Below are 25,005 nucleotides of genomic sequence, written 5' to 3'. Positions count from 1 at the left end.
ACCTTAATTTTTATAGTTTTGAAATTAACCTTTTGCAAAAAAAAAAAAAAATGCTTGGTCTAAAATAAAATTATGTTATAATAACCATCACTAAGAATGAATTAATAAATTTTGATATTAGAATTAAGGGGGAATTAGTTATGTTTTTGTCATAAAAAAATCAGAAAATGCGAATTTTCCATTATATTTTTAAATATAATGGAATGCCTTAAATTTGACCGTTTAGAAATCTACAAATTTATGGCTTTTAATTATTGTTCTTTCAAAACTTCATATATTTTTTTAGGCTCAATGTAAGTAAAAACGAGTTTTCTATTTGCATTGAGTTTAAATAGTAGTTGTATTTTTTCTTTTGTGATGGTTAGATTTAAAATTCAGTGTTTTTGCTTTAATAGTTGTTTTTCCTGTGTTTGCCAATAAAGTTAAAAAGTGACCAAAATAAACCGACGCTTTTTTAAGATTATCTCATCAAACTGGGAAACTCGGGTTTTTTTAAAAATGACTGTAAATTTGACCAAAAATTACCACCATCTTTAGATTAAAATCATCATCAACAATAACAAAATTTGCTTTTTGGTCAACTTTGATTGTACCAAAATAATCTAAAAGATTGTGGGCTTTTGCAACGTTATACGAAGAGCAGAAAACAATTTCTTGTCATGAAAGTTTAAGATTTTTCTTTAAATTTTTGAGAATACTAAGATAACTCATGCCGCTCCCTGCAATTTGTTCTGAATTTTTCAAATAAAATAAATCGCCTTTTTTCTCAGTTTCTAGGTTCCCTAAATTATAAAATCCGTCTTTAAGTCCTTTTTGGGCAAGAGAATCTGAAACAGCAATTCAATTTTCCTTTTTAAGATTTTTTATTGTGAATTTTAATGTCGAATTTCTAATATGAAGTCCGTCGGTAATTAGCTCAACTAGAAAATTTCTAGGTAATTTTGATTCAAAAATTAGATTAGTAAGTGATTGACTTCTATGATCAAAGTTAGAACTACCATTAAAAAAGTGAGTAAATCTGCGGTAATTTTTTAATTCATGATCCTTTTCAAAGTTAAAACAATTTGAATGGCCTATTGCAAAATTAATTGATTTATGATAAAAATCAATTAATTTTGGCGAGTTTCTTTCAGGCGCAACTACAACTGTAATTTTTTTAGCAAATTTTTTTGCTAAAAATTCAAAATGAAAATTTTTAGCCGAAATAATTAGGTTTGGATCATGAGCGCCCTTTTTTTCAACAGAAATAAAAGGCCCTTCTAAATACCAATTTAGCAAAAAATATGGATATTTTTTAAGTAAAAAACTAAAAAACTCAGAGTTCTGTTGGATTTTAGACCAAGATTGAGTAACTGTTGTTCCAAAAATAGCCGCTACACCTTCAAATTTATGTAATTTCTCTTTATACTCAAGAAAATTTTTTTCTCAATCTGGACTAGAAAAATCCTCAAATGAAAAACCATAACCACCATGAGTGTGCGAATCGATAAAAGCTGGTAGTAAAATGTTATTTTTGCAATCAATACCTTCAAAATCGGTATTTCCACGCCCTAAATTGACAATAGTTCCGCTGTCATCTAACTCAATTCAACCAAAAAATTCTTCTAAATGACTTATAATTCTTAAATTTTTGTATAACATTTTTTAAATTTACCTTTATTTTTAAGCTATTTTTAAAAACAATTGAATTTTTAATAATTGTATCATTATTTAAAAAATTAGTAGAAAAATTAACAAAAGTGGTTCAATCAAAATCATTGATAAAAACTAGTTGTTTGAATTTTTTTTCTACTAATTTACTTTTTTTTCGTGTTTTGATAAAATTATAATTGGGCAAATAATAATATCAACTTTTATTTGCTATTTTAAACTGGAGGATATTAAAATGAAAATATTAATTTTTGAAAAATTAACTGACCTACACAAATATTGTGCAGACCTTTTTATTGAACAAATTAGAACAAAACCTAATTCAGTTTTAGGTTTTGCAACCGGAGTTTCACCAATTGAGACTTATAAACTTTTAATTGAAGACCATCGCCAGAACGGGACTTCCTGGGATAAAATTACAACATTTAATCTTGATGAATTTGTCGGAATTGACCAAGATCATCCTGAAGCATTTATCAAACAAATGAAAACTAATTTATTTGACCATGTTAATGTTCCAGTTTCTCAGATTAATATTCCTAACTCAAAAGCAACAGATCTTGAACAAGAAGTAAAGCTTTATGAGCAAAAAATCGCTGAAAATCCGATTGATTTACAATATATTAGCATCGGAATTAACGGTCATATGGCCTATAACGAGCCTGGAACACCTTTTAATTCAACAACTCATGTTACTAATTTAACAGATGAAACAATTATTGATATGGTTAAAAAAGGGAAATTTTCCAATTTTGACCAGTGTCCAAAACAAGCAATGACAATGGGAGTTCAAACAATTTTAAAACACACAAAAAAAGCAATTATGGTTTCTTTTGGTTTGCATAAAGCAAACGTTACAAAACAAATGTTAGAAGAAAAGCCTAATTCAGAAATTACTGCTTCTTTTTTACAATTGCATCCAAATTGTACTTTCATTTTAGACAAAGAAGCTGCATCTAAATTATCAAAAGAAACACTTGATAAAGCAATTTTTTACTAAAAAAAAATTGAAAGGTATTAAATGACCGTTAAATTTTCTGGTAAAATTAAAAAAATTACTCCAAAGCAAAAATCACATAAATCAGAAAATTCGGTTTTCAATCGGATTTTAAATCAATTACAACGACTTGGAAAATCACTTATGTTTCCAATTGCAGTTTTGCCAATTGCTGCACTTTTATTAAGAATTGGCGCATTAATTCAAGATCCTTCGGCAAATGGTTCTATCGGAATTTCGGAGGCACAAAAATTTATCGGGCGACTAATTTCAACTCCAGGTGGAATTGTTTTTGATAATTTGGCAATTATTTTTGCAATCGGGATCTCGTTTGGTTTTGCCAAAGATAATCGTGGCGAAGCCGCGCTTGTTGGTGCTGTTGTTTGATACGGAATGACAGCGCTTTTAAAACAAAACCAACTTGCTGAGGCAATTTATTCAAAAGTTTTGGTTGCCGAATCAGGCGAACTTAAAGGTTTAACGCAACTTTTGTATTTCCTAAAAGCTGGCAAGCCCGTCTACCAATTAGATTCAGGGGTTATTGGCGGTATTGTTGTCGGAATTGTTGTTGCGTTTTTGTACAATAAGTACAAAAACGTTAAACTACCGCAGACACTTTCATTTTTTGGTGGGAGAAGATTTGTGCCAATGTTAGGAATTTTATCAATAATTCCGCTTGGGTTATTTTTTGCAATTATTTGACCTTGGGCTCAATATGGACTAATTAAAATTGGCTCAGCCCTTTCAGATCAAAGCGCCAATCGTTATGCTCGGGGATTTTATGTCTCAGTTTATGCATTTCTTAATCGACTTCTTCAGCCTTTTGGACTTCATCATATTTTAAATACTTTTGTTTGATTCCAATTACCAATTGAAGGTGTATTAATTAGTCCTGTTATTGATTCAGTGGGAAATACCATTGCAAATGTTGGCGATATTCATACTGTAAATGGAGATATAACTGCATTTAATGCCGGAATTATTGGTTCTGGTGGTTTTACAACCGGATTTTTTCCCTTATATTTAGGTGGGCTTCCTGGCGCTGCTGTGGCAATGATTTTTGCCGCAAAACGGGAAAATCGGAAAACAATTACTACTTTTTTGGCAGGAGCAACACTTGTAAGTTTTCTTACTGGAATTGATGAACCTTTAATTTTTACTTTTATTTTTATTTCACCACTTTTATGACTTTTAAATGCTTTTCTTACTTCATTAATTTATATGTTCGTGACATGAACTGGAATGAGTATCGGAATTGGATTTAGTGCCGGATTTATTGACTATATTGTCTCTTTCCCACGTTCTTGAGCCTTTGCAAAAAATAGCGGAATTATGGCAAATCCACTATGAATTTGGGCATTTTCAGCAATAATGTTTTTAATTCAAGGCTCAAGTTTTTACTTTTTCATTAAAAAGTTTGATATTAAAACCTTAGGTCGTGAAGACAAAATTGAAACCGAAATAAGCACTAATAATGAAAATTTAGAAACTAACAGCACTAAAAAAACAGACCCGCATAATGAAAATATAGCGCAAAACAAGGATAAGGTTAGTGACCAGTATGAAAAAATGGCACTAAACTTTATTGAAATTATAGGTAAGGAAAACATTGAAGAAGTCTCAAATTGTGCAACAAGATTGCGACTTATTGTTAAAGATAATAAAAAAGATGAACAGTTAGATGCAAAAATTCTTGCAGCTGGTGGTCGCGGAATCGTTCGTGTTGGCAATAAAGGTTTACAAATTATAGTTGGCACTGATGTTGAATTTGTTGCCGATCACGTACGCAAAATAATAGGAAAATAATAATAGGAAAATAATAATAGGAAAATAATAATAGGAAAATAATAATAGGAAAATAATGGCACTTATTGATCCAAGATTTGTATTTTTGAAACTAAATGCAGAAAATAAAGCAATTTTTGCTTTTAATGTTTTAAATTTAGAAACACTTTTGGCCGTAATTAAAGCCGGGGAAATTTCCCAAAAACCTTTAATTATTCAGGTAAGCCAAGGGGCAATAAAATATTCGCGCATTGAAATTTTAGCACCTATGATTTTATCAGCGATTCAAAATTCCTCTGGTAAATTTATTTTTCATCTTGATCACTGTGATGATTTAAATCTTTTTGAAAAATACCTTGAATTTGGTTTTAATTCTGCAATGTTTGATGGTTCAAATTTTCCAATTAATGAAAATATCGAAAAATCACTAAAAGCTAAATCAATTGCTGATAAAAAAAATGTTTTTCTCGAGCTAGAAATAGGTCAAATTGGCGGCAAAGAAATTGGTCATCAAGAAAATACTGAACAAATTCTTGAAATTGATAGTGTTAAAAAATTCTACCAAAAAACAGAGCCAGATCTTCTTGCAATTGCTTTTGGAACCGCGCACGGAATTTACAAAAAAAAGGCTAATTTGGATTGAGATTTAGTTAAAAACTTTAAAAAAGACTATAAAATCCCACTTGTTATGCACGGAACCAGTGGCCTTTCTCTAGAAGAGATTAAAAAAGCAATCAATTTTGGAATTAACAAAATTAACGTTGGCACTGACCTTTTAGTTAATTTTTCTAACGAAGTTGAAAAATATTTTCAAGAAAACCCTAAAAGTTATGACATTAGAAAAATTAATCAAAAAGGAATTGAAAAAATGATCCAAAAAGTGCTTTTTTACCTTGAATTATCATAAAATCTTATGATTTTATATTTAATTTTTTCAATTTTAATTGCCATTTTCCTGTTTTTGATTGCTATTTTTCTTTGATTTTATCAAAAGAAACGCAATCAAAACTGATCAGATTTTAAAAAAGAGATAATTAGACTTGTAATTTTTATATTTTTTGTATTTTCTTTTGTCTTTATAATTTCAGGTTTTTATCTTTTTTTTAAAAAATAACCCAAAAATAAATTTCTATACAAAGTTAAATAAAATTAGCCATTTTCAAGTTAGTTTCAAATTTGAAAATGGCTTTATTTTATATTTGAAAAGCACAAAAACCTATGAATTATAGGCTTTTTTATTTTTAGCAATGATTATTTATCATTTAATTTATAATTTTGATTAAAGACATTGACGGAAGTTTTTTTCTTATTTTTTCAAATTCTTCATTGCTAATATCATTAATATCTCTTTCTGTTATTTTATTAAAATCAATTTTATCTCGAATTTCCTCTAAATTAGAAGATCCAGCAAAATAAAGGCGTTTGGGGTTAGCACGAACTCAACAAACAGCTAAGGTTAAATTTTTTGGGTTTATTTGTTTTTCTTTGAAATATTTATTATAACCACTTATTAATAATTGGGTTTTTTTAGGATCTAAATCATTATCATAATTTTTGATTTCAAAATAAAAATAATTTCCGTTTTTACTAACCAAAAAATCAGGATATGAATTTGCAATTTCATTTCCGTTAATGTATTGAAAACCTAACTTAGTATGGGCTGGGTTTTTAGCTCAAAAACGAATATTTGGATCTGATTCACTTATGTTTATTAATTCATTTGCAAAAGACTGTTCTGCATCTGAATCTAACGGGAGATTATCTTCTGATGTTTTTTCATCAATTGTTTCATAACCAAAGGAATCATTAGTTGCCACCAATTTATCGTTTTCAGAACTATTAAATTCAATTTTTTCAGGCAAAGGTTCTTCAAAATTAAGTTTATACTGAGCGTTTTCAACTTGGTTTTTAATTGTTTTTTTATAAATTTTAGCAAGATCTCGCCCGAATTCTAACAAAATAATTAATTGTAAAATTTGTTCATTTATTTTCCTATCTTCCAAAAATTTTTGTTTAATTTTGTCAAAAAAGTCTCAAATTTTAGAAGTAAAATACTTTTTTAAATTGTTTTTAAGTCTAATAATTGCTAATTCTAATTCGACAATGTTGGAAATTTTTGATTTAATCAATCTTGCTGAACCATATTCTTCGGTATCGATAGAAATAAATTTATTGACTTTATAATAGCGTTCATATTCTGACAAACGGTCTTCAAAAATTGCTTTAACTTCTTCCTTCTTAGTGTCATTGTTAAATTCATTTTTAAAATTGTTTCAATATTGTTCATAATTAATTATTTTACTTCTATTTTCAACAAGTGTTCCAGGAAGTTCGATTTGGCCTGATATAAATGTGTGATCTTTATATTCTTCCTTCAAAACAAGTTTAAGCACATTTTTATCCTTAGGGTCGACATTACTATAAATAAAGTATTCATGAGCAATGGAATTATGTTTTAAATCTTCATACAAAGGGCAAGGATTTCTTTTTATTCTTCCAATTGTTTGAATACTTAAATTAGATGATGAAATATTTCTAAGTTGGACTAGCATGCATGCTCTTGGAATATTTCATCCTATTGCAGGGCCAATTTTAAAAATTATTACATCAACTGAAGACATATCTCTAGAAATATCACGCAATGTGAAATTAGATTTTTGACGCAAATTACTTTCTTTTTCATCTTGTTTAAAATATTTGACCCAGCTAAGATTATGCTTTTCCAGTATTTTAATTATTTTTTTAATATTTTCATCAAATTTTTGTGCCTTTTGGGCATCTTTTTCACTGCTATTGTCAATTTGAATTAGCATTGCAGGGTTAATACCGACTAAACCAGGCTCTTTATTATTATCATTATATTGTTCTTTAATTTCATTAAATTTTTTACAAGCTATTTCCAAAATTTCTTCATCATCATAATCTTTACCTCTTTCTAAGTCAAGATTATGATGTTTTGTAGTTTTTAAAAGTTGAATATCATCTTTTCTTAAATCCTTTTCAGATAATTGAACTAATGGCAAATCAGTTTTTGGGGTTGCTGTCATTTTCAATATAAATGATGCATTTAGTTGCATTTTTTGCTCAAAAGATTTGTCTTTTGAAGAAATTTGAATATCAGAACCGATATGAGCCTCATCCCTTATATAAATAAGAATTTGCCCTTTTCGTTTAATTTCAGACAAAAACGACTCAATTGATCCTTGTTCACGTAAAATAGAATTTGATTTAAAAGATGCGCCACCCATGATAAAAACTGAATCAGGTTTGGCAAAAAATTGATAATTTTTATCAACTTTTGCCGTTCTTTTCAAGTTTGAAGGACTTTCAATTCTCTCTATATTCAAATTTCAATTTCCATCATTTATAGAATCTTTATATTCATTAAAACTTTCTTCCATTTGCTTAGGTAATTCAGCGCTTGATAATGTTACGATTACAAAAACTAATTCTTTACCAGCTTCTTGTTTATTTCATTCAATTAATTCATAAATATAGTTTAGAATCATGAAAGTTTTTCCTGATCCCGTCGGGGCTTTAAAATAAATTGCATTTTTTAGCTTTGCTGGATTTGTTTGGTTTTCATCATTTTCTTTATTATTAATGAGGTATGATTTTGTTTTTTCAACTAATTGTTTAACAGCTTCATATTGAGATTGCGTTAATTGCATTTTCATAATTTTATAAATCCTTTTCTTGCGGTTTAAGTGCTAAAAGATGATTTAAAAGTTCAATATACCTGGTATTTTTAGTGTCTATATGATTCGAGTCAACTTTAATATCAAAATCTTTAAAAAGTTTTAAAAGTAATTTAACTAAATCACTAAGTCCGTTTTCTGAATCAAGTTTACATTTTGAATCAAGTTCACTTTTTGAATCAAGTTCGCTTCTTGAATCAAGTTCACTTTTTGAATCAAAAATTTGAGTATTATAATAACAAATGTCAAAAACTTTCAGGTTTTGCAAATAAGGTTTGTTATTTTTGCTTCAGTTAAATTCTTGATTTTTGGTTCCTTTTCCGTTTGAAATTCTAAAAAGTCGTTCATATGTTACATCAGTTGCGATATTATTTTGATTATTGGTTATCAAAATAAAGGTTCGTTCCCCTCCATCTTGACGGTTTAAATTCCAAACTGCGTGACCGGTTGTCCCACTGCCGGCAAAAAAATCAAGAACTCTTGCATTTTTATTGGGATGAATATTAATTAAATGACTAATTAGGCCAACCGGTTTGGGAAAATCAAAGATATTTTTACTATTAAAAATTTCTTTGAGCTCAAGACCACCATTTAATGAATAAAAATCACTAATAATATTTTTAAATGGTAAACCAACTTCAATTTGTTCAATTTTTTTAGTTTTAGGATTAAATTTTACATATTGATACTGTTTTCGTTTAGCAACCCAATCACCACGAGAATTTTTAACAATTTCAATAAATCCGTGTTTCTCACCTTCGGCAAAAGTATCTTTTCCCCAAGTATAGCAAGCTGATTCTGGATTATTTTTATTTAAATATAAAGTAAAACTGGTACCATCAGGGGCGATAATAGGATAATCTAAAGACTTTATATATTTAAATGCACCTGTGGAAGATGTATGATGAAGGTCAACCAATTTATAATAACCTCTTTGGTCAAAATATTCATCTTTAAGTGTGTAACCTAATTTTTTAAGTGTTTTTTCATCATGTTTTTGGTAATTAAACTTGCATTTGTTTGAATTTTTAGCGTAGGTAAGAATATATTCTGTGTTTTGTGTTATTTTGTAATCAAAACTAGTGTTTCCACCTGGACTATTTTTCTTAACTCACACAATATTTGTAACAAAATTTTCCTCACCAAAAATTTCATCCATTAAAACTTTTAAGTAGGCGTGTTGATTATCATCGATTGAGACAAAAATTAGCCCATCGTCCTTTAAAAGTTTTTTGGCTAAATTTAGTCGCTCGTTTAATAAATTTAGCCAACCATTTCGAGAATATTTATCTCGATAAATAAATTTTGAAGGTAAAATATTTTCCTTGTCATTTGCTATCTGATTACCTTCATTAAAACTAGCTTGAGTATTATAAGGTGGGTCGATATAAATTACATCATAACCGGACGCGGTCTCTCTCTCTCTCTCTCTCTCTCTCGAGAATTAAAAGATTTTTAAGAGCATCGTAATTTTCACCAATTATTAAGGTATTTTCTTCAGATTGACTTTTGTCTAAGACAAAAGATAAATCTTCATCTTTTTGTAAAATTGCAACTCGGTCGGAATCAGATTCAGGAGCTACATCAAAACGAAATCCAGTTTTGATTCGTTGAGAAATAAACTGAAAAACATATTCAAGTTTATTTGGTTCAAATTTTTCTAAAATTTGAATTGCTAAATTTTTTTGGTCTGAATTTAGCTCTTTTGAGGAAATTTCCTGGATTTGTTGTTTATATTTTTCTAAGAGATTATTTTGATTCATATTTTAGGCCTTTTTAGTTGTATTTTGTAATATTTTACCATTGTTCAGCTATTAAGGCAATGGAAACAGAATAAAACTGAAAAAAATAGGGTAAATTTTGGTTTTTTGTTGAGTTAAAAATGATCATATGAAAACACTTTGCTTTTCTTTTTGGGCATTTGATCGTTAATAATGGTCATATGATCAAAAATTTTGCATGATTTTTAAATAAAATATTCAAAAAATAAGTGAAAATCTAGATTTTTTTACACTAATTACCTGAAATTTTTACTTATCTAATCAAATTTAATGAAAAATTTTTGCTTACAATCAAATGTTATTCATTTTTTACTTGTGGTTTTAGTGCTAAAAGATGATTTAAAAGTTCAACATACCTGGTATTTTTAGTATCTATATTATTTAAGTCGACTTTAATATCAAAATCTTTAAAAAGTTTTAAAAGTAAATTAACCAAATCATTAAGTCCACTTTTTGAATCAAAAATTTGAGTATTATAATAAAAAATGTCAAAAACCTTCAGGTTTTGCAAATAAGGTTTATTTTTTTTGGCTCAATCAAATTCTTGATTTTTGGTACCTTTTCCGTTTGAAACACGGTAAAGTCGTTCATAGGTTATGTTAGTTGCGATATTATTTTGATTGTTTGTGACTAAAGTAAAAATTCTGTTTCCACCATCTTGGCGATTTAACTCTCAAACTGCATGACCGGTTGTTCCACTTCCAGCAAAAAAATCAAGAATTTTTGCATTTTTATTGGGATGAATATTAATTAAATACTTAATTAACTCAATTGGTTTGGGATGATCAAAAACCTTTGTTGGAAAAATATTTTTTTGTTCCTGGGTACCTTCAGTTCCTTGGGCTGATAATATTAAATTAGAAAATTTAGAAACTCTTTCAATTTTTTGGTTATTGTTGTCAACAAATTGATACTGTTTTGAATAAACCCTTTCATTTTTGAAAACAATAAAGCCATTTTTGATTCCCCAATCTAATTTTTGCCTAGCTCAACGCCATTGCCAATCTTTAACAGCGTGGTTTCCCTGATGCCTGGCTTGTCACTTTTCTTGGCTCCCACCAGCATAATAAATTTTGCCATTATACTCAATCGGATAATCAAGTCCTTTAGATCAAGTTAATGACGCAAAATCGAGTTGGACCAGCCTATATTTTCCTCTTTCCTGAATATATTCATCAGAAAATTTATATGAGCCGTCATTAATATTTTGGACATAAATATTTGTTGTTAAATGTTGAATGTTTTTTGAATAAGTTAATACATGCTCTGTTAGAACTTTTAAAAATTTGGAATCTGCAGCTGATCCTTCGTTTTTCTTTTGCCAAACCAAATTAGCAACAAAATTTTCCTCACCAAAAATTTCATCCATTAAAACTTTTAAGTAGGCGTGTTGATTATCATCAATTGAGACAAAAATTATTCCATCTTGTTTTAAAAGTTTTTTGGCTAAATTTAGTCGTTCGTTTAATAAATTTAGCCAACCATTTCGTGAATATTTATCTCGGTAAATAAATTTTGAAGGTAAAATGTTTTCTTTATCATTTGCAATCTGGTTACCTTCGTCAAAACTAGCCTGGGTATTATAAGGTGGATCAATATAAATTACATCATACCCGGCCCGCGGTCTCTCTCTCTCTCTCTCTCTCTCTCTCTCTCGAGAACTAAAAGATTTTTAAGAGCATCGTAATTTTCGCCAATTATTAAAGTATTTTCTTCAGACTGGTTTTTGTCTAAAACAAAAGATTTTTCTTCATCTTTTTGTAAAATTGCAACTCGGTCCGAATCAGATTCGGGAGCTGCATCAAAACGAAATCCAGTTTTGATTCGTTGGGAAATAAACTGAAAAACATATTCAAGTTTATTAGGCTCAAATTTTTCTAAAATTTGAATTGCTAAATTTTTTTGGTCTGAATTTAGCTCTTTTGAGGAAATTTCCTCGATTTGTTGTTTATATTTTTCTAAAAGATTATTTTGATTCATGTTTTAGGCCTTTTTAGTTGTATTTTGTAATATTTTACCATTTTTCAGCTATTAAGACGACGGGAACAGGATAAAACTAAAAAAATTGTGCAAATTTTACTTAAATTAGTATATTGATTTAAAAAATTCAGACGCTTTTTTTGATTTGCCTCAGCAAAATTAAGTCTTATGTTAAAATGTTCCGTTTTTGGCGATGCTTATCGCGCTCTAAAAAATAAAATACCAAATATTTTCAAAAAATATTTGGTAGTGAATTATCTATTTTTAAAAAGTGATTGTTAAAATTGATCAAATTTTAGCAATTTTGTGACAGGTTTTCTATAATTAATCCATGAAATCAATAAGTAAATAAACGAAATTATAAAAAACATTGCTATTCATATTATGAAAATTAAAATTACTATTTGTGAAGTTGAAGGATATATGGCTTCTTCACCGAGTATTCGAATGTAAATTTTTGGAATTAATGGGAGAGACACTGATAAGTTAATGACTAAAATTAAAAATGAAATTATAATTATATTTAATCAATGATAAAGAAAAATCTGCCATGTCTTAGCGCGAAGCGCCTTTAGGATTCCAATTAATTTTACTTTTGAATCAGTTAGATTTTTTGTATAAAAAATCGTTTGTATTAATAGAATTGTTATAAAAACAATTAAAATTGCTCCAACAATTATATTTATAAAATTTTGTAAATCATAACTTAATTTTGTTACACCTTTTAACGAGGAGTCAACATTATACTCTTTATTATTCTCAATAAAATTATTAATATTATTTTCCAAATTATCATTTTCAAAATACAACCTTAAAATAATTGGTTCTATTTTTTTGGTTTGACTGGCTTGTGAATTTTCTGGTTCCCTGTTTTTGCTACTCTGTAATTCGATTTCTTCACCGAATTTATGATGCAAAAAACTTAGGTTTAAATTTTTTGCATTAAGCAAATTATTTATTCCGACAACTTTTAATGTTTTTTTATCTTTGGGACCAGTTAAGACAGCAATTTCTTGTTCTTTTGGTTCTTTGATATCTAATTCTGTAGCCGCTTCTTTTGAAATTATAATTTCATCTATGTTTTCAATGTTTCTTCCTATTAAATTTTTTTGATCAAAATTGAACCTATTTTTAAAAAATTCACTTTCATCAATGTAATCAATATGTGCTCCAAGCTTTCTTTTGTCATTATATTCAAAACCTAATGATGGGAAAGTAAAGAAAGGAATAATTTTTTTTATTGTTTTATTTTTTTCTTTAAGATTATTAATGTCATTATCTGTGAAGGTTGCCACATCTCTTTCTGATTTTTTGCTAATTAAAACAGAATCAAGTTGCAATTCATTAACTTTAAGAGAATTAGAAGTGGAAATATTTAAATTTAAAACACCAAATAATAATGTCCCAAAAATACTTGTTAGAAAGAGTATTACAAATAAAATGGTTGAAACTCATTTTGATTTATAATCTGACAGAGTAAGCAATAAACCTGTTTTTAATTCTTGCTTAATTTTTGCAATTTTTGAGTAGGAGGAACTCTTAAAAGAAACAAATTGACTACTTTTTTCATTGTTAATTCCTAAATTTTCTTCACTTTTGTCAATATTTTCTTCGGAAATTTTTCCTTTTTCAATACGAACAATCTTGTCGGCATATTTTTTTGCAAATTCTAAATTGTGACTGACCACTAATATTGTTTTATTTTTTGCAATATTTTTTAAATTTTCAAATACAGAAATACCGTTTTCAAAATCCAAATTTCCAGTTGGTTCATCAAGCAAAATAAAATCACTATCTCTTGAAAGTGAACGGAGAATTGCTATTCTTTGTTTTTCACCACCAGATAAATTATTTACATTTTGCTTTAATTGCTGAGTTTCAATTGACACATACTTAGACTGTTGTTCCAATTCTTTTGCGTCTAAAACTCTATTTATTACATTATTTGCAATTAAAATATTATTTTCTGATGAAATATTAGTAATTAAATTAAAGTCCTGGAAAACAACATCAACTAATGGTTTTTTAATTTCAGAACCATTTTCATCTAAAAAAGAAATTTTTCCACTATCTTTTTTAGTAAAACCAGCAATTAAGTTAATAAGAGTTGTTTTACCAATCCCTGATTTACCAATTATAAACGTTATTTTTCTTGAAGGTATATCAAGATTTAGATTATAAAAAATGATTTTCTTATCAATCTTTTTCGTTAAATTCTCAATTTTTATCATTTTGCTCCGCGTTTGCTGTATTTTTCTTATTTAACATTATAAAATTAAGACTTTTGGTAAAAAAATATAGTTTTAATAATTTTTAAAAATTATTTTAATAATGTCACAATATCTTTTTTATAAGTTATATAAGAAATTAATAAATATATGATTGATAAAATAATGAAACTAGAAAGTCAGATAATTATAAAAATAACGCTAATTTGCTGATAATCAGGAAAAATTGAATTTTGATTTGAAATTGCACCATAAATTAAAGGCACAAAAGAAATTGAAAATATAATACCCAAAACGAAAACAAAAGCAGAAAGTATTACCAAATTTAATCAATGATACAAGAAAATTTGTGATGTTTTTCCACCAAGAGACTTTAGAATACCGATTGATTTTTTCTTGAATTTAGAAAGATTTGTTGCATATAATGACACAAAAATTAACAAACTTATTCCAAAAATTATTATTGACACAAAAATAATTAATAACAAAACATATTGAGAGGAAAGTATTCCATTCAGAATTTCATCCGGGCCGCCAGTTGTTGAGTAATAACGACTAACTCCCAGTTTGCCATATTTATTTAAAAATTCATTAATATTATTATATAAATTATCATGATCAAAATAAATCAAAGCACTTATTGGAAGTAATTCGTTGGAATATTTTTCAATATTATTGTTAAAAATAGCAATATTTTCGTCATCTTTTTCAGGATCAAAAACTCCAACAACTTTAAAAATTAAAGTGTTTTTATTATTATTAGTAATTTTTAAAAGTTTTCCTGTTTTGTCAGTTATATTCGAGCTAACTGCTATTTCATTAAAATTTTTAGGCAACGTACCTTTTTTCAGGTTTATTGAATTGGTTTGATTTGAATTCTCATAGAAAGACTTATGTATTTTATTGGGTTTTACAAGTGTTTCCTCAGTTTCTACGGTTGTTGGCCGACTAAAAACATACTTTTCAAAGTCTAATGAAAAATAATCATCAGGTAAAAACTCAAATTCATCAAACTTACTTTCTTTTTCGTTTGGTTTTGATTTTTGATAAACTGACTTTAGTTTATCTGTGTGAACGAGCGAAAAATTAGCACCATCATCAAAGGGCTTATCTAAAATTCCTACAATTGTTGCTGATTCAGAAAAGCGATCTAAATCTTCAAATTTTTGCCTTAAAATTGATGGATTAACGTTAATAATTTTAATTGTTTTTCCAATTGGATTATCAATTTTCAATTCTTCAATTAATTTTTGTGAGAGAATAACTTCATTTGGATTGGTAATAAACCTGTTATGAAAATTTCCATCTTTACTAAATGAACTAAATCTGTTTTTAAAAAAATCAGATTCATCAGCTGGTCAAATAGAACGATTCTCAAGAGAAACGTTATCATTATAGATAAATGTAAAATCTTCTAGGCTACTATACAATAAACTAGTGTGTTTTATTTTGGGATTATCGTTTTTAAGTTGGTTGATTTCTTCAGGGGCTAAAGAAATAATATCTTTCTCACGAATTGCAATAGTGTCAAAATTTGATTGGGTAACCGTGTCAATGGCTATATTTTTTGCTGAAAAATGCAAGTTCATGAAAATAACCATACTAAAAATTAAAGCAAAAAATGTTACTAAAACTAAAATAAAACTCGTAATTTTTGACTTAAAGTCCGCCAGTACAAGCAATAAAGCTACTTTAAATTTTTGTAAGAAACCAGGTTTTTTATAGACCTGGTTTGATATTGAGTTTGAGTGTTTATTTTTAGATTCAGCATTAATTTGTTTGTTATTTTCAATAACATTAACGGATAAATTTTCTAAATTGATAATTTGATCGGCATATTGGTTTGCTAATTCTAAATCATGACTAACAATTAAAATTGTTTTACTTTCAGAAGCTTTAACTAACAAATCGAGTAAGGCAATGGAATTTTCATGGTCCAAATTACCAGTTGGCTCATCAAGCAAAATAAAATCACTTTTTCTTGATAGACTTCTTAAAAATGCTGCACGTTGTTTTTCACCGCCTGATAAATTTTTTGCTACCTGATCTAATTTGCTGGTTTCAATACCAATAAAATTCGCGGCTTGCTGTATTTCTAAATCATCTGATTCGCGATTCAAAATGTGATTTGCTATTAAAATATTATTTTTTATACTTAATGACTCAATTAAATTAAAGTCTTGAAAAACAACATCAACTAATGGTTTTTCCAATTCAGAACCATCTTTGTCAAAAAAGGAGATTTTTCCACTATCTTTTTTTGTAAATCCGGCAATTAAATTAATTAGCGTGGATTTACCAATTCCAGATTTTCCAATTACAAATGTAATTTTGTTTAAAGGAATTTCCAGATTTAAATTATTAAAAATAAATTTATTACCAATTTTTTTAGTTAATTTTTCTATTTTTATCATTATTAAAATTTGCTTCTGTTATCAATATAATATGGCAATGTGGTGGCTCTATAACTTTTACTTTTGTCGGGAATTAGTGGGTTATTTGTTGCAATTGAAGTATATTCATAGTCATCTATCACTACTCCGGTTGCATATTGACCAAATCCAAATATTTTGTAATTCCATCCAATACCTTGATAATTCATTGCTAGTGTATTAGTATTGCTTTTCTCAAAAGATTCTACTAATTCATAGGAATTAAATTCCAATTTTGTTGACGCACCAATTTCAGCAACTACTTCCCTTTTTTTAGTAGAATAAGCTACTTTTCCATTTATTACAAAAGACGGGGTAGCTAGCCCGCCAATTCAAGCATGCGTCGCTAAACTAATTTTATCTGGTTTAGAATTATAATAATTAGAAAAGTTACTGTTTTTGGTGTACTTAATTTCTGTTCTTCCTATTCACGCAGCTTTATCTTGCCAAAATAATCCGCCCTTATATACAACTTGTTTAATACCTCTAATAAGAATTTCTAATTCTCCTTGATCGGTTCTTTAGATTTTGTGCTTATCTTCAAACTTAAGACCTTTTAAATTAAATAAAGAAGCTGGGACTTTAGATGTTCCATTGTGTTTTGATCTATTATAAATTTCATCAAAAATAATCTGTGCTTTCAATCTTTCATCTTCTTTAAAATTATAATAATGTGAAAATAATTGAGGTTGTGATTTTTCATTTGTTAAATTTATGTTGTTGTGGACGCTACTATAGGAAAAAAATGTTACAGGAATAAGGCCAATAAATGAGAAGCCTAAAATTTTTTTTAATTTGGAAATAATCATAAATATGCCTTTCTAAAAAATAATGGTGATAATTATCAGTATTTTTTCTTTTTTTAAATACTTTTGCTATTATACCATTTTTGCAAAATATTTTTGCATTCCAAATTATTTTTTTAATTAAAGTCTATAATTCGCTAAGAAAGTGAAAATTATTTAATTAGAGCCATGCTGATTTTTAGTTTTATGTACAATAATTTTTTATAATTTTATAAAAAAGTCGTGAGTGTTTATAATTTTGTTTTTAAATGTGATTCTCCATTCTCTCAATTTGACACTGTATTCTTGATTTTTTTGAAATTAATATACTAATTTATTGAATTTTTGAACTGATTTATTTATATTTATAGATTTTTTGCCATTAGTTGCTTTTTTGTGGTAATATCATTTTAGATATTAACAAAAAAATTAAGAGGATTGCTATGAAAAAAATTGCTAATTTCTTGATAATTGAACAAAAAAATGAAATTTTTACTGTTTATTTAACGGCCGAGTTACAAGATGATCTTGGAACAATCGGATTTTTAAAATTTACGAATAAAAAACAACTAGAAAAAGATGATGTTGTCGCTAAAATTGAAGCGTCAAAAACTGTTTTTTCAATAAAAACACCCCTAAAATGTAGAATTATTGAACTAAATCAATTAGCTGAAAAGGATCCAAAAATTTTGAATTCGCATGAGTCAGACAAAAATTGACTTTTTAAAGCAAAAGATATAGACCAAAGTGAATTTGATGAACTTGAGGACTTTTAGTATTCTAGATCAAGCGATAAAAATCAAGAAAATCCTTGATTCAGCTGATGCGATTGTTGTTGGAGTTGGTTCAGGACTAACAAGTGCAGATGGAAATAATTATTATGGATCAAAATTCAGCGATAATTTTAAAGATTTTATCGAAAAATACCATTTTTTAGATATGCTTCAAGCTTCGCTTTATGATTTTGGATCATGAGAAACATACTGAGCTTTTCATAGTAGATTTGCAAAAGTTAATTTTTTAGATCTAAAAGAATCAGAAAGTTTTTTGAATTTGAAAAAAATTTTAGAAAATAAAAATTTTTTTATAATAACCACAAATTCTGATAGTTTTTTTGAAAAATCAGGATTTGACAATCAAAAAATTTTTTACATCCAGGGTAAATATAATTTAATGCAGTGCTCAAAAATGTGTAAAAATTTTTTATACCAAGATGATGAATTGATTCTAAAAATGGTACAAAATCAAAAAAATATGAAGGTTGATTATAATTTATTGCCAAAATGCCCAGAATGTAATGCCTTCTTAGAAATAAACAAAAGAATTTCGTTTAAAGGAATGGTTGAAGACCAAAACTTCGATAACCAAAAAGCAAATTACAATAATTTTATTGAAAAAAATAAAGATAAAAACTTAGTTTTTCTTGAAATAGGGGTTGGATTTACGACCCCGCAATTAATTAAATCACCATTTCAAGAGATGACAAAAAAATTTAAAAATGCAAAATATCTGGTTATAAATCAGAAAAAATACCGTACTAACAAGGATATTCTTGAAAAATCCTATTTTTTTCATGAGGATATTAAATTACTGCTACAAAAAATAACAGAACAGGAATAAAAATGTACTTAATCGAACCAAAACGCGATGGAAAATGAGTTTTTGACGGTGCAATTTTGCTCGCTATTCAATATTGAGCAATCAAAAACTTAAAACTAGATGAAACAATTGTTTTTCCTTATATTTGTGATCCGCACGTACAAATTGGTTATTTCCAAAATCCAAGTGTTGAAGTTAACCTTGAACTTTTAAAACAAAAAAATATTGAAGTTGTTAGACGCGACACTGGTGGTGGTGCAATTTATTTAGATAGAAATGGAGTAAATTTTTGTTTTTCATTCCCATATGAAAAAAATAAAAATTTACTCGGAAATTATGCACAATTTTACGATCCTGTTATTAAAGTTTTGCAAAACTTAGGGATAAAAAATGTGCAATTTAGTGGAAAAAATGACCTTCAAATTGAAGGAAAAAAAGTCTCTGGTGCGGCAATGTCGCTTGTAAATGATAGAATTTATGCAGGTTTTTCACTTTTATATGATGTAGATTTTGATTTTATTGGCAAAATTCTAACTCCAAACCAGAAAAAAATTGAAGCAAAAGGGATAAAATCTGTTTCTCAACGAGTAACTAATTTAAAAAATAAGCTTTCAGAAGAATACCAAAATTTTTCAATTTTTGAAATGAAAGACTTATTTTTGGCTGAATTTTTGAAAGTAAATTCAGAAGAAAAGTTTAAAAAATACGAACTTACTGAAAGTGATTGAGTTCAAATTGACAAAATGGTTGCTGAAAAATACAAAAATTGGGATTTTGTTTGAGGACTTAGTCCAAATTATTCATTCAATAGATCAATTAGAACAAAAGTTGGGACAATTACATTTTCTTTAGAAATTGATGAAGGAAAAATTAGCAAAATTAAAATTTCAGGTGATTTTTTCCCGAAAAAATCACTTTTAGAGTTAGAAAATTTCTTAATTGGGACAAAATTAACTCAGGATCAACTATTAAATCGGCTAAAAGATGCAAAATTGGATGATTATTTTAGTCAAAAAGTTGATGAAGAAGAAATTTGTAACTTACTTTTAAGCTAAATATGAAAAACAAACTTTTTAAACCGTATCAAATTGGTAATTTCACATTAAAAAACCGATTTATTTTTAGCCCAATTAATCTTAATCTTTCTGAAAAGGGGCAAGTTTGCCAAGCAGATTTAGATTTTTTTAGCGCAAGAGCCCATAGTGCACCAATGACAATTACAGGTGGAGTTTACGTTTGTAAATCAGGTAGTTTGTTCAAATATGGTCATAGTATCGAAAGTGACAGCGATATTGAAGGACTAGCAAAACTTGCAAAAGCAATAAAATCAAAGGGAAGTATTGCAATTTTGCAATTAATTCATGCTGGTTCTCACTCTGTTTCAAAAATTGAAAAAGATGGTTTTTGCTATGGACCTAGTGCTGAAAAGCGAAATTATCCCGTAAAATACAAGGTTTTTCGTCTTACACAAAAACAAATTCAAAAAATTGTTAGCCAATATGCAGATGCTTGTCTAAGGGCAATTAAGGCTGGTTTTGACGGGGTTGAAATTTCTTCTGCCCAAAAATTATTACCTCAAGAATTTTTCTCACATTATACTAACAAGCGAAATGATAAATATGGCTGTCAAAATATTGAAAATAGATCTCGGTTTTTAGTAGAAATATTAGAAAAAGTACAAAAAACTATTTTAAAATCAAAGAATCCTAATTTTTTGCTAGGTTACCGGGCAACACCTGAGGAACGAAGAGGTGATAATTTAGGTTACACAGTCGAAAATTTCCTAGATTTCTTAGATCTAATTGAAAAAAGAGGGATAAAAATTTCTTACCTTGCAATTGCCGGTTGGGGTTTTGACGTTTTTCGTGACAAAGTTCGGTCAAAGTCAAGCAATTTTAACCGTTTAATTTCTGATGTGGTTTATGAAAAATTGCAAGGAAAAATCCCGGTTATTGCTAGTGGTTCAATAAATTCCTTAGAAAAATCAGTCGAAGCTATTCGATTTTCTGATTTTGTCGGAATTTCTTCAGCATTTGTGCCTGATCCTGATTTTGTTGAAAAAATTGAGAAAAATCAGCCAATAAAATTAAGTCTCGAACCGGAAGAATTTGAAAAATTAAAAATAAGTAAAAATGCCTTTAAGGAAATTGGCCATTATTTTGAATATGGCAAATCTTTACCTGAAAATGCTCGAAAAACTATTTTAAATAATTCAAAAAAAGCGGAATAATTTTTTCCCTGACTTTCCCAGTTTGATGAGATAATCTTAAAAAAAGTTTCCGTTTTTTGGGCACTTTTTTAACTTTTTTGACAAAAGTTAATTACAATTTTAAAACACTGGCAAAAATCAATTTATGGACAAAATAACAAAAACCACAAAAAATACAACTACTATTTAAACTCAATGTAAATAGAAAACTCGTTTTTATTTAAATTGAGCCTAAAAAAATATATGAAGTTTTGAAAGAACAATAATTAAAAGCCATAAATTTATAGATTTCTAAACGGTTAAATTTAAGGCATTCCATCATATTTAAAAATATGACGGAAAATTCGCATTTTCTGATTTTTTAGACAAAAAACATAACTGATTCCCCCTTAATTCAATATTAAAATTTATTAATTTATTCTTAAGTGAAAGTAATTATAACCTAAAATTTTTTTAAACCAAGCATTTTTTTTTTTTTTTTTGCAAAGTCTTAATTTTAAAATAATAAAAATTAAGACTTTGCGGCAAAAAACCCGGATTTACCGGTATTTTCTCATATTTATATTCACTAAAAAGTGAATTTTTGCCATCAAACTGCCAAACTCAGAAAACCAGAATAATTTTTTTTCTTTGAAAAATTAACAAATAAATATATAATTATACATTTATTAATTATATATTTATTTGTGTGAAGTAATATGATTGTTGATTTAAAACTAATTTTTGAGAAACAAAAAATTCTAGATAAACTTTTTGCCGAATATAGTTATGGTAATGATTTAATTACAAAGGTTGATCACCAATGGCAAGATAAGGTAATAATTGCTGCGATAGTTGAAATTGCTGAATTTGCAAATGAAATTGAAAGCTTTAAATATTGAAAAATTAACAAAAAGTCTAATTTTGATAAAACTATCGAAGAATTTGTTGATGCAATTCATTTTCTTGTTTCAGCCGGAATTCATTTTGAAAGCCAACAAGTTTTTGAAACAAAATTTGTTAAAAACAAAGATATTAACGAACAATTTAAAAAAGTCTTTATTTTAGCCTCTGATTTTTTGCATAAAAAGGAAAAAGAAACTCTTGTTAATTTGTTTGAATATTTCCTTGGGTTTATTGAAATTTTGAACTGAAATATTGATCAAGTAACTCAAGCTTATTTGGAAAAATACAATAAAAATCTTGAAAGAATTAAAAATCAGTATTAAATTTAATTTTTCAAAATAATTTTATTTTGAAAAATTAAACGGCACAAGACTCGCAAAATTCATAGTTTTCTGAATCTTCAAGAACATCTTGGCGAATTCTTACATAATAAATTGACTTGCAACCTTTTTTAAAGGCATGAATATATGCTTTATTTAAATCGCGAGTTGTTGCCTTGTCAGTTAAAAATAATGTCATTGAAATTGACTGATCCACGTGTTTTTGGGCCTCAGCAACGATGTTAATAATTGGAATCGGTCCAAGTTCGTATGCTCCTTTTTGATAAAAATCGTATGTTTTTGGACCTAATTGGTATGAAGGAACATAAATTCGCCCTAATTTTCCTTCTTTTCTAACTTCAACAGGAGCAACAACCGGCTGCAATGAAGGGGTACAAGAACTAAGATAAGAAATTGACCCAGTTGGAGCAATGGCCATTAAATGTGAATTTGCAATTCCGTGAATTTTAATTTGCTCGGCAAGTTCAATTCAGTCTTGACGGGTCGGAATGTCAACTTGATAGTCTTCAAAAAGTTGCTGAATTTTAGCTGTTTTTGGCACAAAAGTTGAGGCATCAACTTTTGTGTATTTTTCAAAATATTTGCCGCTGGCAAATGTGGTTTTTTCAAAACCAGCAAAAGGACCAAATTTTTTAGCCAATTCTAAAGAAGACTTAAAAGCAGCAAAAGCTAGACAATAAAAGAAAATATTTGTAAAATCAAGGGCTTCTTCTGAGTCATACATTATTTGGTTTTTGGCCAAAAAACCATGTAAATTCATAGCTCCAAGTCCAATTGCATGGTTTAAATTATTCCCTTTTTGAATTGAAGGGGCAACTGAAAGATCAGAATTTCTTGAGACACTATCAAGACCAATGACTGAATAGTGAACCATTTTTTGAAAATCTTTACCTGATTCCATGGCTTTATCAATATTTAATGAACCTAAATTACAACAGATATCTTGACCAATTTCTTTAAATGTTAAATCAGAAAAATAAGAACTTGGAGTTGAAGGTTGAGTAATTTCTGAGCATAAATTTGACATTACAACACGATTAGGATGAGCATTTGCATCATTAACAGTGTCTTCAAATAAAATATAAGGATAACCGCTTTCAAATTGTAATTCAGCAATTGTTTGAAATAATTTTCTTGCTGAAATAAAGGTTTTTTTAATTTGAGGATTGTCTAACATTTTATAGTATTCTTCGGTAATTGAAATGTCACTAAAAGGTTTTTTATAAAATTTTTCTGTATCATAAACAGAAAAAAGTGCCATTTGCTCGTTGTTTTTGGCCAAAGTTAATGTTATATTTGGGATTATAACACCTAAAGACAGCGATTTTATTCTTATTTTTTCATCAGCATTTTCCCTTTTTGTATCAAGGAAAGAAAGAATATCAGGATGATGAACATTTAAATAAACAGCACCGGCTCCTTGGCGTTGTCCAAGTTGGTTTGCATATGAAAAAGAGTCTTCAAGTATTTTCATGACAGGAATTACGCCTGTTGCTTGATTTTCAATGTTTTTAATTGGAGCCCCTAATTCACGTAAATTTGTCAGCAAAACACTGACTCCGCCGCCACGCTTTGAAAGTTGCAAAGATGTTGTAATTGCCCGCGAAATTGATTCCATATTGTCTTCAACTCTAATTAAATAGCAAGAAACAAACTCTCCTCTTCTTAGTTTTCCTGCATTTAAAAAAGTTGGGGTAGCTGGTTGAAATCTGCCTAACATTATTTGCTCAAGAATTTGTTTGGCATCTTCAAAATTTCCATTAGCCAAAAATAAACTATTTAACAAAGCTCGATCAGGAAAATGTTCTAAATATGTTAAATTATCATCAGATTTTAGGGCATATGAAGAATAAAATTTAAAAGCACCCATAAATGAAGGGAAAAAATGATTATAACTTCAAGCTTTTTGATTTAATTCTTCAAGTTGTTCAAATGAATATTGATTTATGACTGCAGGATCATAATAATTTTGGCTAAGCAAAAAATTAATTCGGTCTTTGAACGAATTAAATACTTTAAATCTAGGCTCAATATGTTCACTAATATATTTTTGCGCAGCTAAAATATCAAATTTATATGAATCTGGATTTTTTGAAAATAATTTGGCCTTTGCATTTAGGCTAATATAACTTTCAGAACTACTAGAACTAAAAGCGTGATTTTTATCGTGTGTTTTCATTTATTTTTCCCAAAAATTATTTAATATTGTCTTAACATTAATAACATCTTCTGAAGTCCCTAAGAGCTCAAAGTGATATAAAAAGGGGACATTCAATTTTTTTGACAAAACCGGACCAGCAAGAGCGTATGTGTCGCCAAAATTAGTGTTTCCAGAGGCAATAACCCCTTTACAAAATTTACGGTTTTGTTCATTATTTAAAAATTTTATTACCGGTTTTGGTACTGAACCGCTTGTTTCACCTTTTCCGCCGCTATAAGTAGGACAAAAAAGTACATAATCTTGATTAACTTCGATTTGAGAATCCATATCAATTGGAATTCTTTGATTTTTCAGTCCAAGTTTTTCAATAAAACGGTGAGTATTATTAGAAATTGAAGAGAAATAAACAAGAAAAATTTCACCTTTAGGTTTAGGATAATCGCTTAATTCATAGGTTTTTTTGATGTCTTCCAT

Annotated in this window: 20 protein-coding genes; 8 read left to right on the top strand and 12 right to left on the bottom strand. The window is 28.0% G+C overall.

The window, feature by feature from the left end; translation table 4 throughout:
- Window positions 1-492 precede the first annotated feature (492 nt).
- The gene (locus KW512_RS02540; RefSeq protein WP_258841258.1) at window positions 493-1,641 is read right to left on the bottom strand and encodes an amidohydrolase family protein; all 1,149 of its coding nucleotides are present in this window, start codon (window positions 1,639-1,641) and stop codon (window positions 493-495) included.
- A 244-nt stretch (window positions 1,642-1,885) separates the two neighbouring features.
- Here KW512_RS02540 and KW512_RS02535 point away from each other — a divergent pair, with 244 nt between their 5' ends.
- The 3 genes from KW512_RS02535 to KW512_RS02525 are packed head-to-tail and all read left to right on the top strand — an operon-like array spanning window position 1,886 to window position 5,339.
- Entirely contained in the window at window positions 1,886-2,650 is a 765-nt protein-coding gene (locus KW512_RS02535; protein ID WP_258841257.1) for a glucosamine-6-phosphate deaminase, read from the top strand.
- Between the two features lie 21 nt (window positions 2,651-2,671).
- Complete coding sequence (locus KW512_RS02530; protein WP_258841256.1) at window positions 2,672-4,453, top strand: PTS transporter subunit EIIC; 1,782 nt, start codon at window positions 2,672-2,674, stop codon at window positions 4,451-4,453.
- Window positions 4,454-4,508: 55 nt separating this feature from the next.
- Entirely contained in the window at window positions 4,509-5,339 is an 831-nt protein-coding gene (locus KW512_RS02525) for a class II fructose-bisphosphate aldolase (protein WP_258841255.1), read from the top strand.
- A 355-nt stretch (window positions 5,340-5,694) separates the two neighbouring features.
- On the opposite strand, the gene KW512_RS02520 is transcribed toward KW512_RS02525, so the two are convergent.
- The 9 genes from KW512_RS02520 to KW512_RS02480 form a co-directional block, all read right to left on the bottom strand.
- The gene (locus KW512_RS02520) at window positions 5,695-8,103 is read right to left on the bottom strand and encodes a DEAD/DEAH box helicase family protein (protein WP_420323732.1); all 2,409 of its coding nucleotides are present in this window, start codon (window positions 8,101-8,103) and stop codon (window positions 5,695-5,697) included.
- Between the two features lie 10 nt (window positions 8,104-8,113).
- Window positions 8,114-9,523, bottom strand: coding sequence for a site-specific DNA-methyltransferase (locus KW512_RS02515; protein ID WP_334319794.1), 1,410 nt, complete (start codon window positions 9,521-9,523; stop codon window positions 8,114-8,116).
- A complete protein-coding gene (locus tag KW512_RS02510) occupies window positions 9,501-9,893 on the bottom strand; it encodes a type III restriction endonuclease subunit M (protein ID WP_258841253.1) in 393 nt (130 codons plus the stop codon). The genes KW512_RS02515 and KW512_RS02510 overlap by 23 nt, the downstream gene beginning before the upstream one ends.
- Window positions 9,894-10,209: 316 nt before the next feature.
- Window positions 10,210-11,460, bottom strand: a complete 1,251-nt coding sequence (locus KW512_RS02505) for a site-specific DNA-methyltransferase (RefSeq protein ID WP_258841826.1) — start codon at window positions 11,458-11,460, stop codon at window positions 10,210-10,212.
- Window positions 11,461-11,513: 53 nt separating this feature from the next.
- On the bottom strand, window positions 11,514-11,891 hold the full coding sequence (locus tag KW512_RS02500) for a type III restriction endonuclease subunit M (RefSeq protein ID WP_258841252.1): 378 nt from the start codon (window positions 11,889-11,891) through the stop codon (window positions 11,514-11,516).
- A 278-nt stretch (window positions 11,892-12,169) separates the two neighbouring features.
- Entirely contained in the window at window positions 12,170-14,122 is a 1,953-nt protein-coding gene (locus tag KW512_RS02495) for an ATP-binding cassette domain-containing protein (RefSeq protein WP_258841251.1), read from the bottom strand.
- Window positions 14,123-14,211: 89 nt separating this feature from the next.
- A complete protein-coding gene (locus tag KW512_RS02490) occupies window positions 14,212-16,533 on the bottom strand; it encodes an ATP-binding cassette domain-containing protein (RefSeq protein ID WP_258841250.1) in 2,322 nt (773 codons plus the stop codon).
- Window positions 16,534-16,535: 2 nt separating this feature from the next.
- Window positions 16,536-16,784 (bottom strand): hypothetical protein, encoded by a 249-nt coding sequence (locus KW512_RS02485; RefSeq protein WP_258841249.1) that lies wholly within the window; start codon window positions 16,782-16,784, stop codon window positions 16,536-16,538.
- 288 nt (window positions 16,785-17,072) lie between these two features.
- Entirely contained in the window at window positions 17,073-17,360 is a 288-nt protein-coding gene (locus KW512_RS02480; RefSeq protein ID WP_258841248.1) for a hypothetical protein, read from the bottom strand.
- A 419-nt stretch (window positions 17,361-17,779) separates the two neighbouring features.
- Here KW512_RS02480 and KW512_RS02475 point away from each other — a divergent pair, with 419 nt between their 5' ends.
- From KW512_RS02475 to KW512_RS02455, 5 genes are all read left to right on the top strand, one after another.
- On the top strand, window positions 17,780-18,112 hold the full coding sequence (locus KW512_RS02475; RefSeq protein ID WP_069098264.1) for a glycine cleavage system protein H: 333 nt from the start codon (window positions 17,780-17,782) through the stop codon (window positions 18,110-18,112).
- Window positions 18,093-18,956 (top strand): deacetylase SIR2, encoded by an 864-nt coding sequence (locus tag KW512_RS02470; RefSeq protein WP_258841247.1) that lies wholly within the window; start codon window positions 18,093-18,095, stop codon window positions 18,954-18,956. Before KW512_RS02475 ends, KW512_RS02470 begins: the two co-directional genes overlap by 20 nt.
- A gap of 2 nt (window positions 18,957-18,958) precedes the next feature.
- On the top strand, window positions 18,959-19,990 hold the full coding sequence (locus KW512_RS02465) for a lipoate--protein ligase (RefSeq protein ID WP_258841246.1): 1,032 nt from the start codon (window positions 18,959-18,961) through the stop codon (window positions 19,988-19,990).
- 2 nt (window positions 19,991-19,992) lie between these two features.
- A complete protein-coding gene (locus KW512_RS02460; protein ID WP_258841245.1) occupies window positions 19,993-21,165 on the top strand; it encodes an NADH-dependent flavin oxidoreductase in 1,173 nt (390 codons plus the stop codon).
- A 677-nt stretch (window positions 21,166-21,842) separates the two neighbouring features.
- A complete protein-coding gene (locus KW512_RS02455) occupies window positions 21,843-22,352 on the top strand; it encodes a dUTP diphosphatase (protein ID WP_258841244.1) in 510 nt (169 codons plus the stop codon).
- A gap of 34 nt (window positions 22,353-22,386) precedes the next feature.
- Here the strand turns inward: KW512_RS02455 and nrdE are convergent, their stop codons facing one another.
- Window positions 22,387-24,549, bottom strand: coding sequence for a class 1b ribonucleoside-diphosphate reductase subunit alpha (gene nrdE, locus KW512_RS02450; RefSeq protein WP_258841243.1), 2,163 nt, complete (start codon window positions 24,547-24,549; stop codon window positions 22,387-22,389).
- Window positions 24,550-25,005 carry a class Ib ribonucleoside-diphosphate reductase assembly flavoprotein NrdI gene (gene nrdI / locus KW512_RS02445; protein ID WP_069096934.1) on the bottom strand — a complete coding sequence of 152 codons (456 nt, stop codon included), beginning with the start codon at window positions 25,003-25,005 and terminating at the stop codon, window positions 24,550-24,552.

The organism is Mesomycoplasma ovipneumoniae, from assembly GCF_024758565.1.
Classification (GTDB): Bacteria; Bacillota_I; Bacilli_A; order Mycoplasmatales; family Metamycoplasmataceae; genus Mesomycoplasma; species Mesomycoplasma ovipneumoniae_B.
This window is presented reverse-complemented; position numbering and strand designations above follow the sequence as displayed.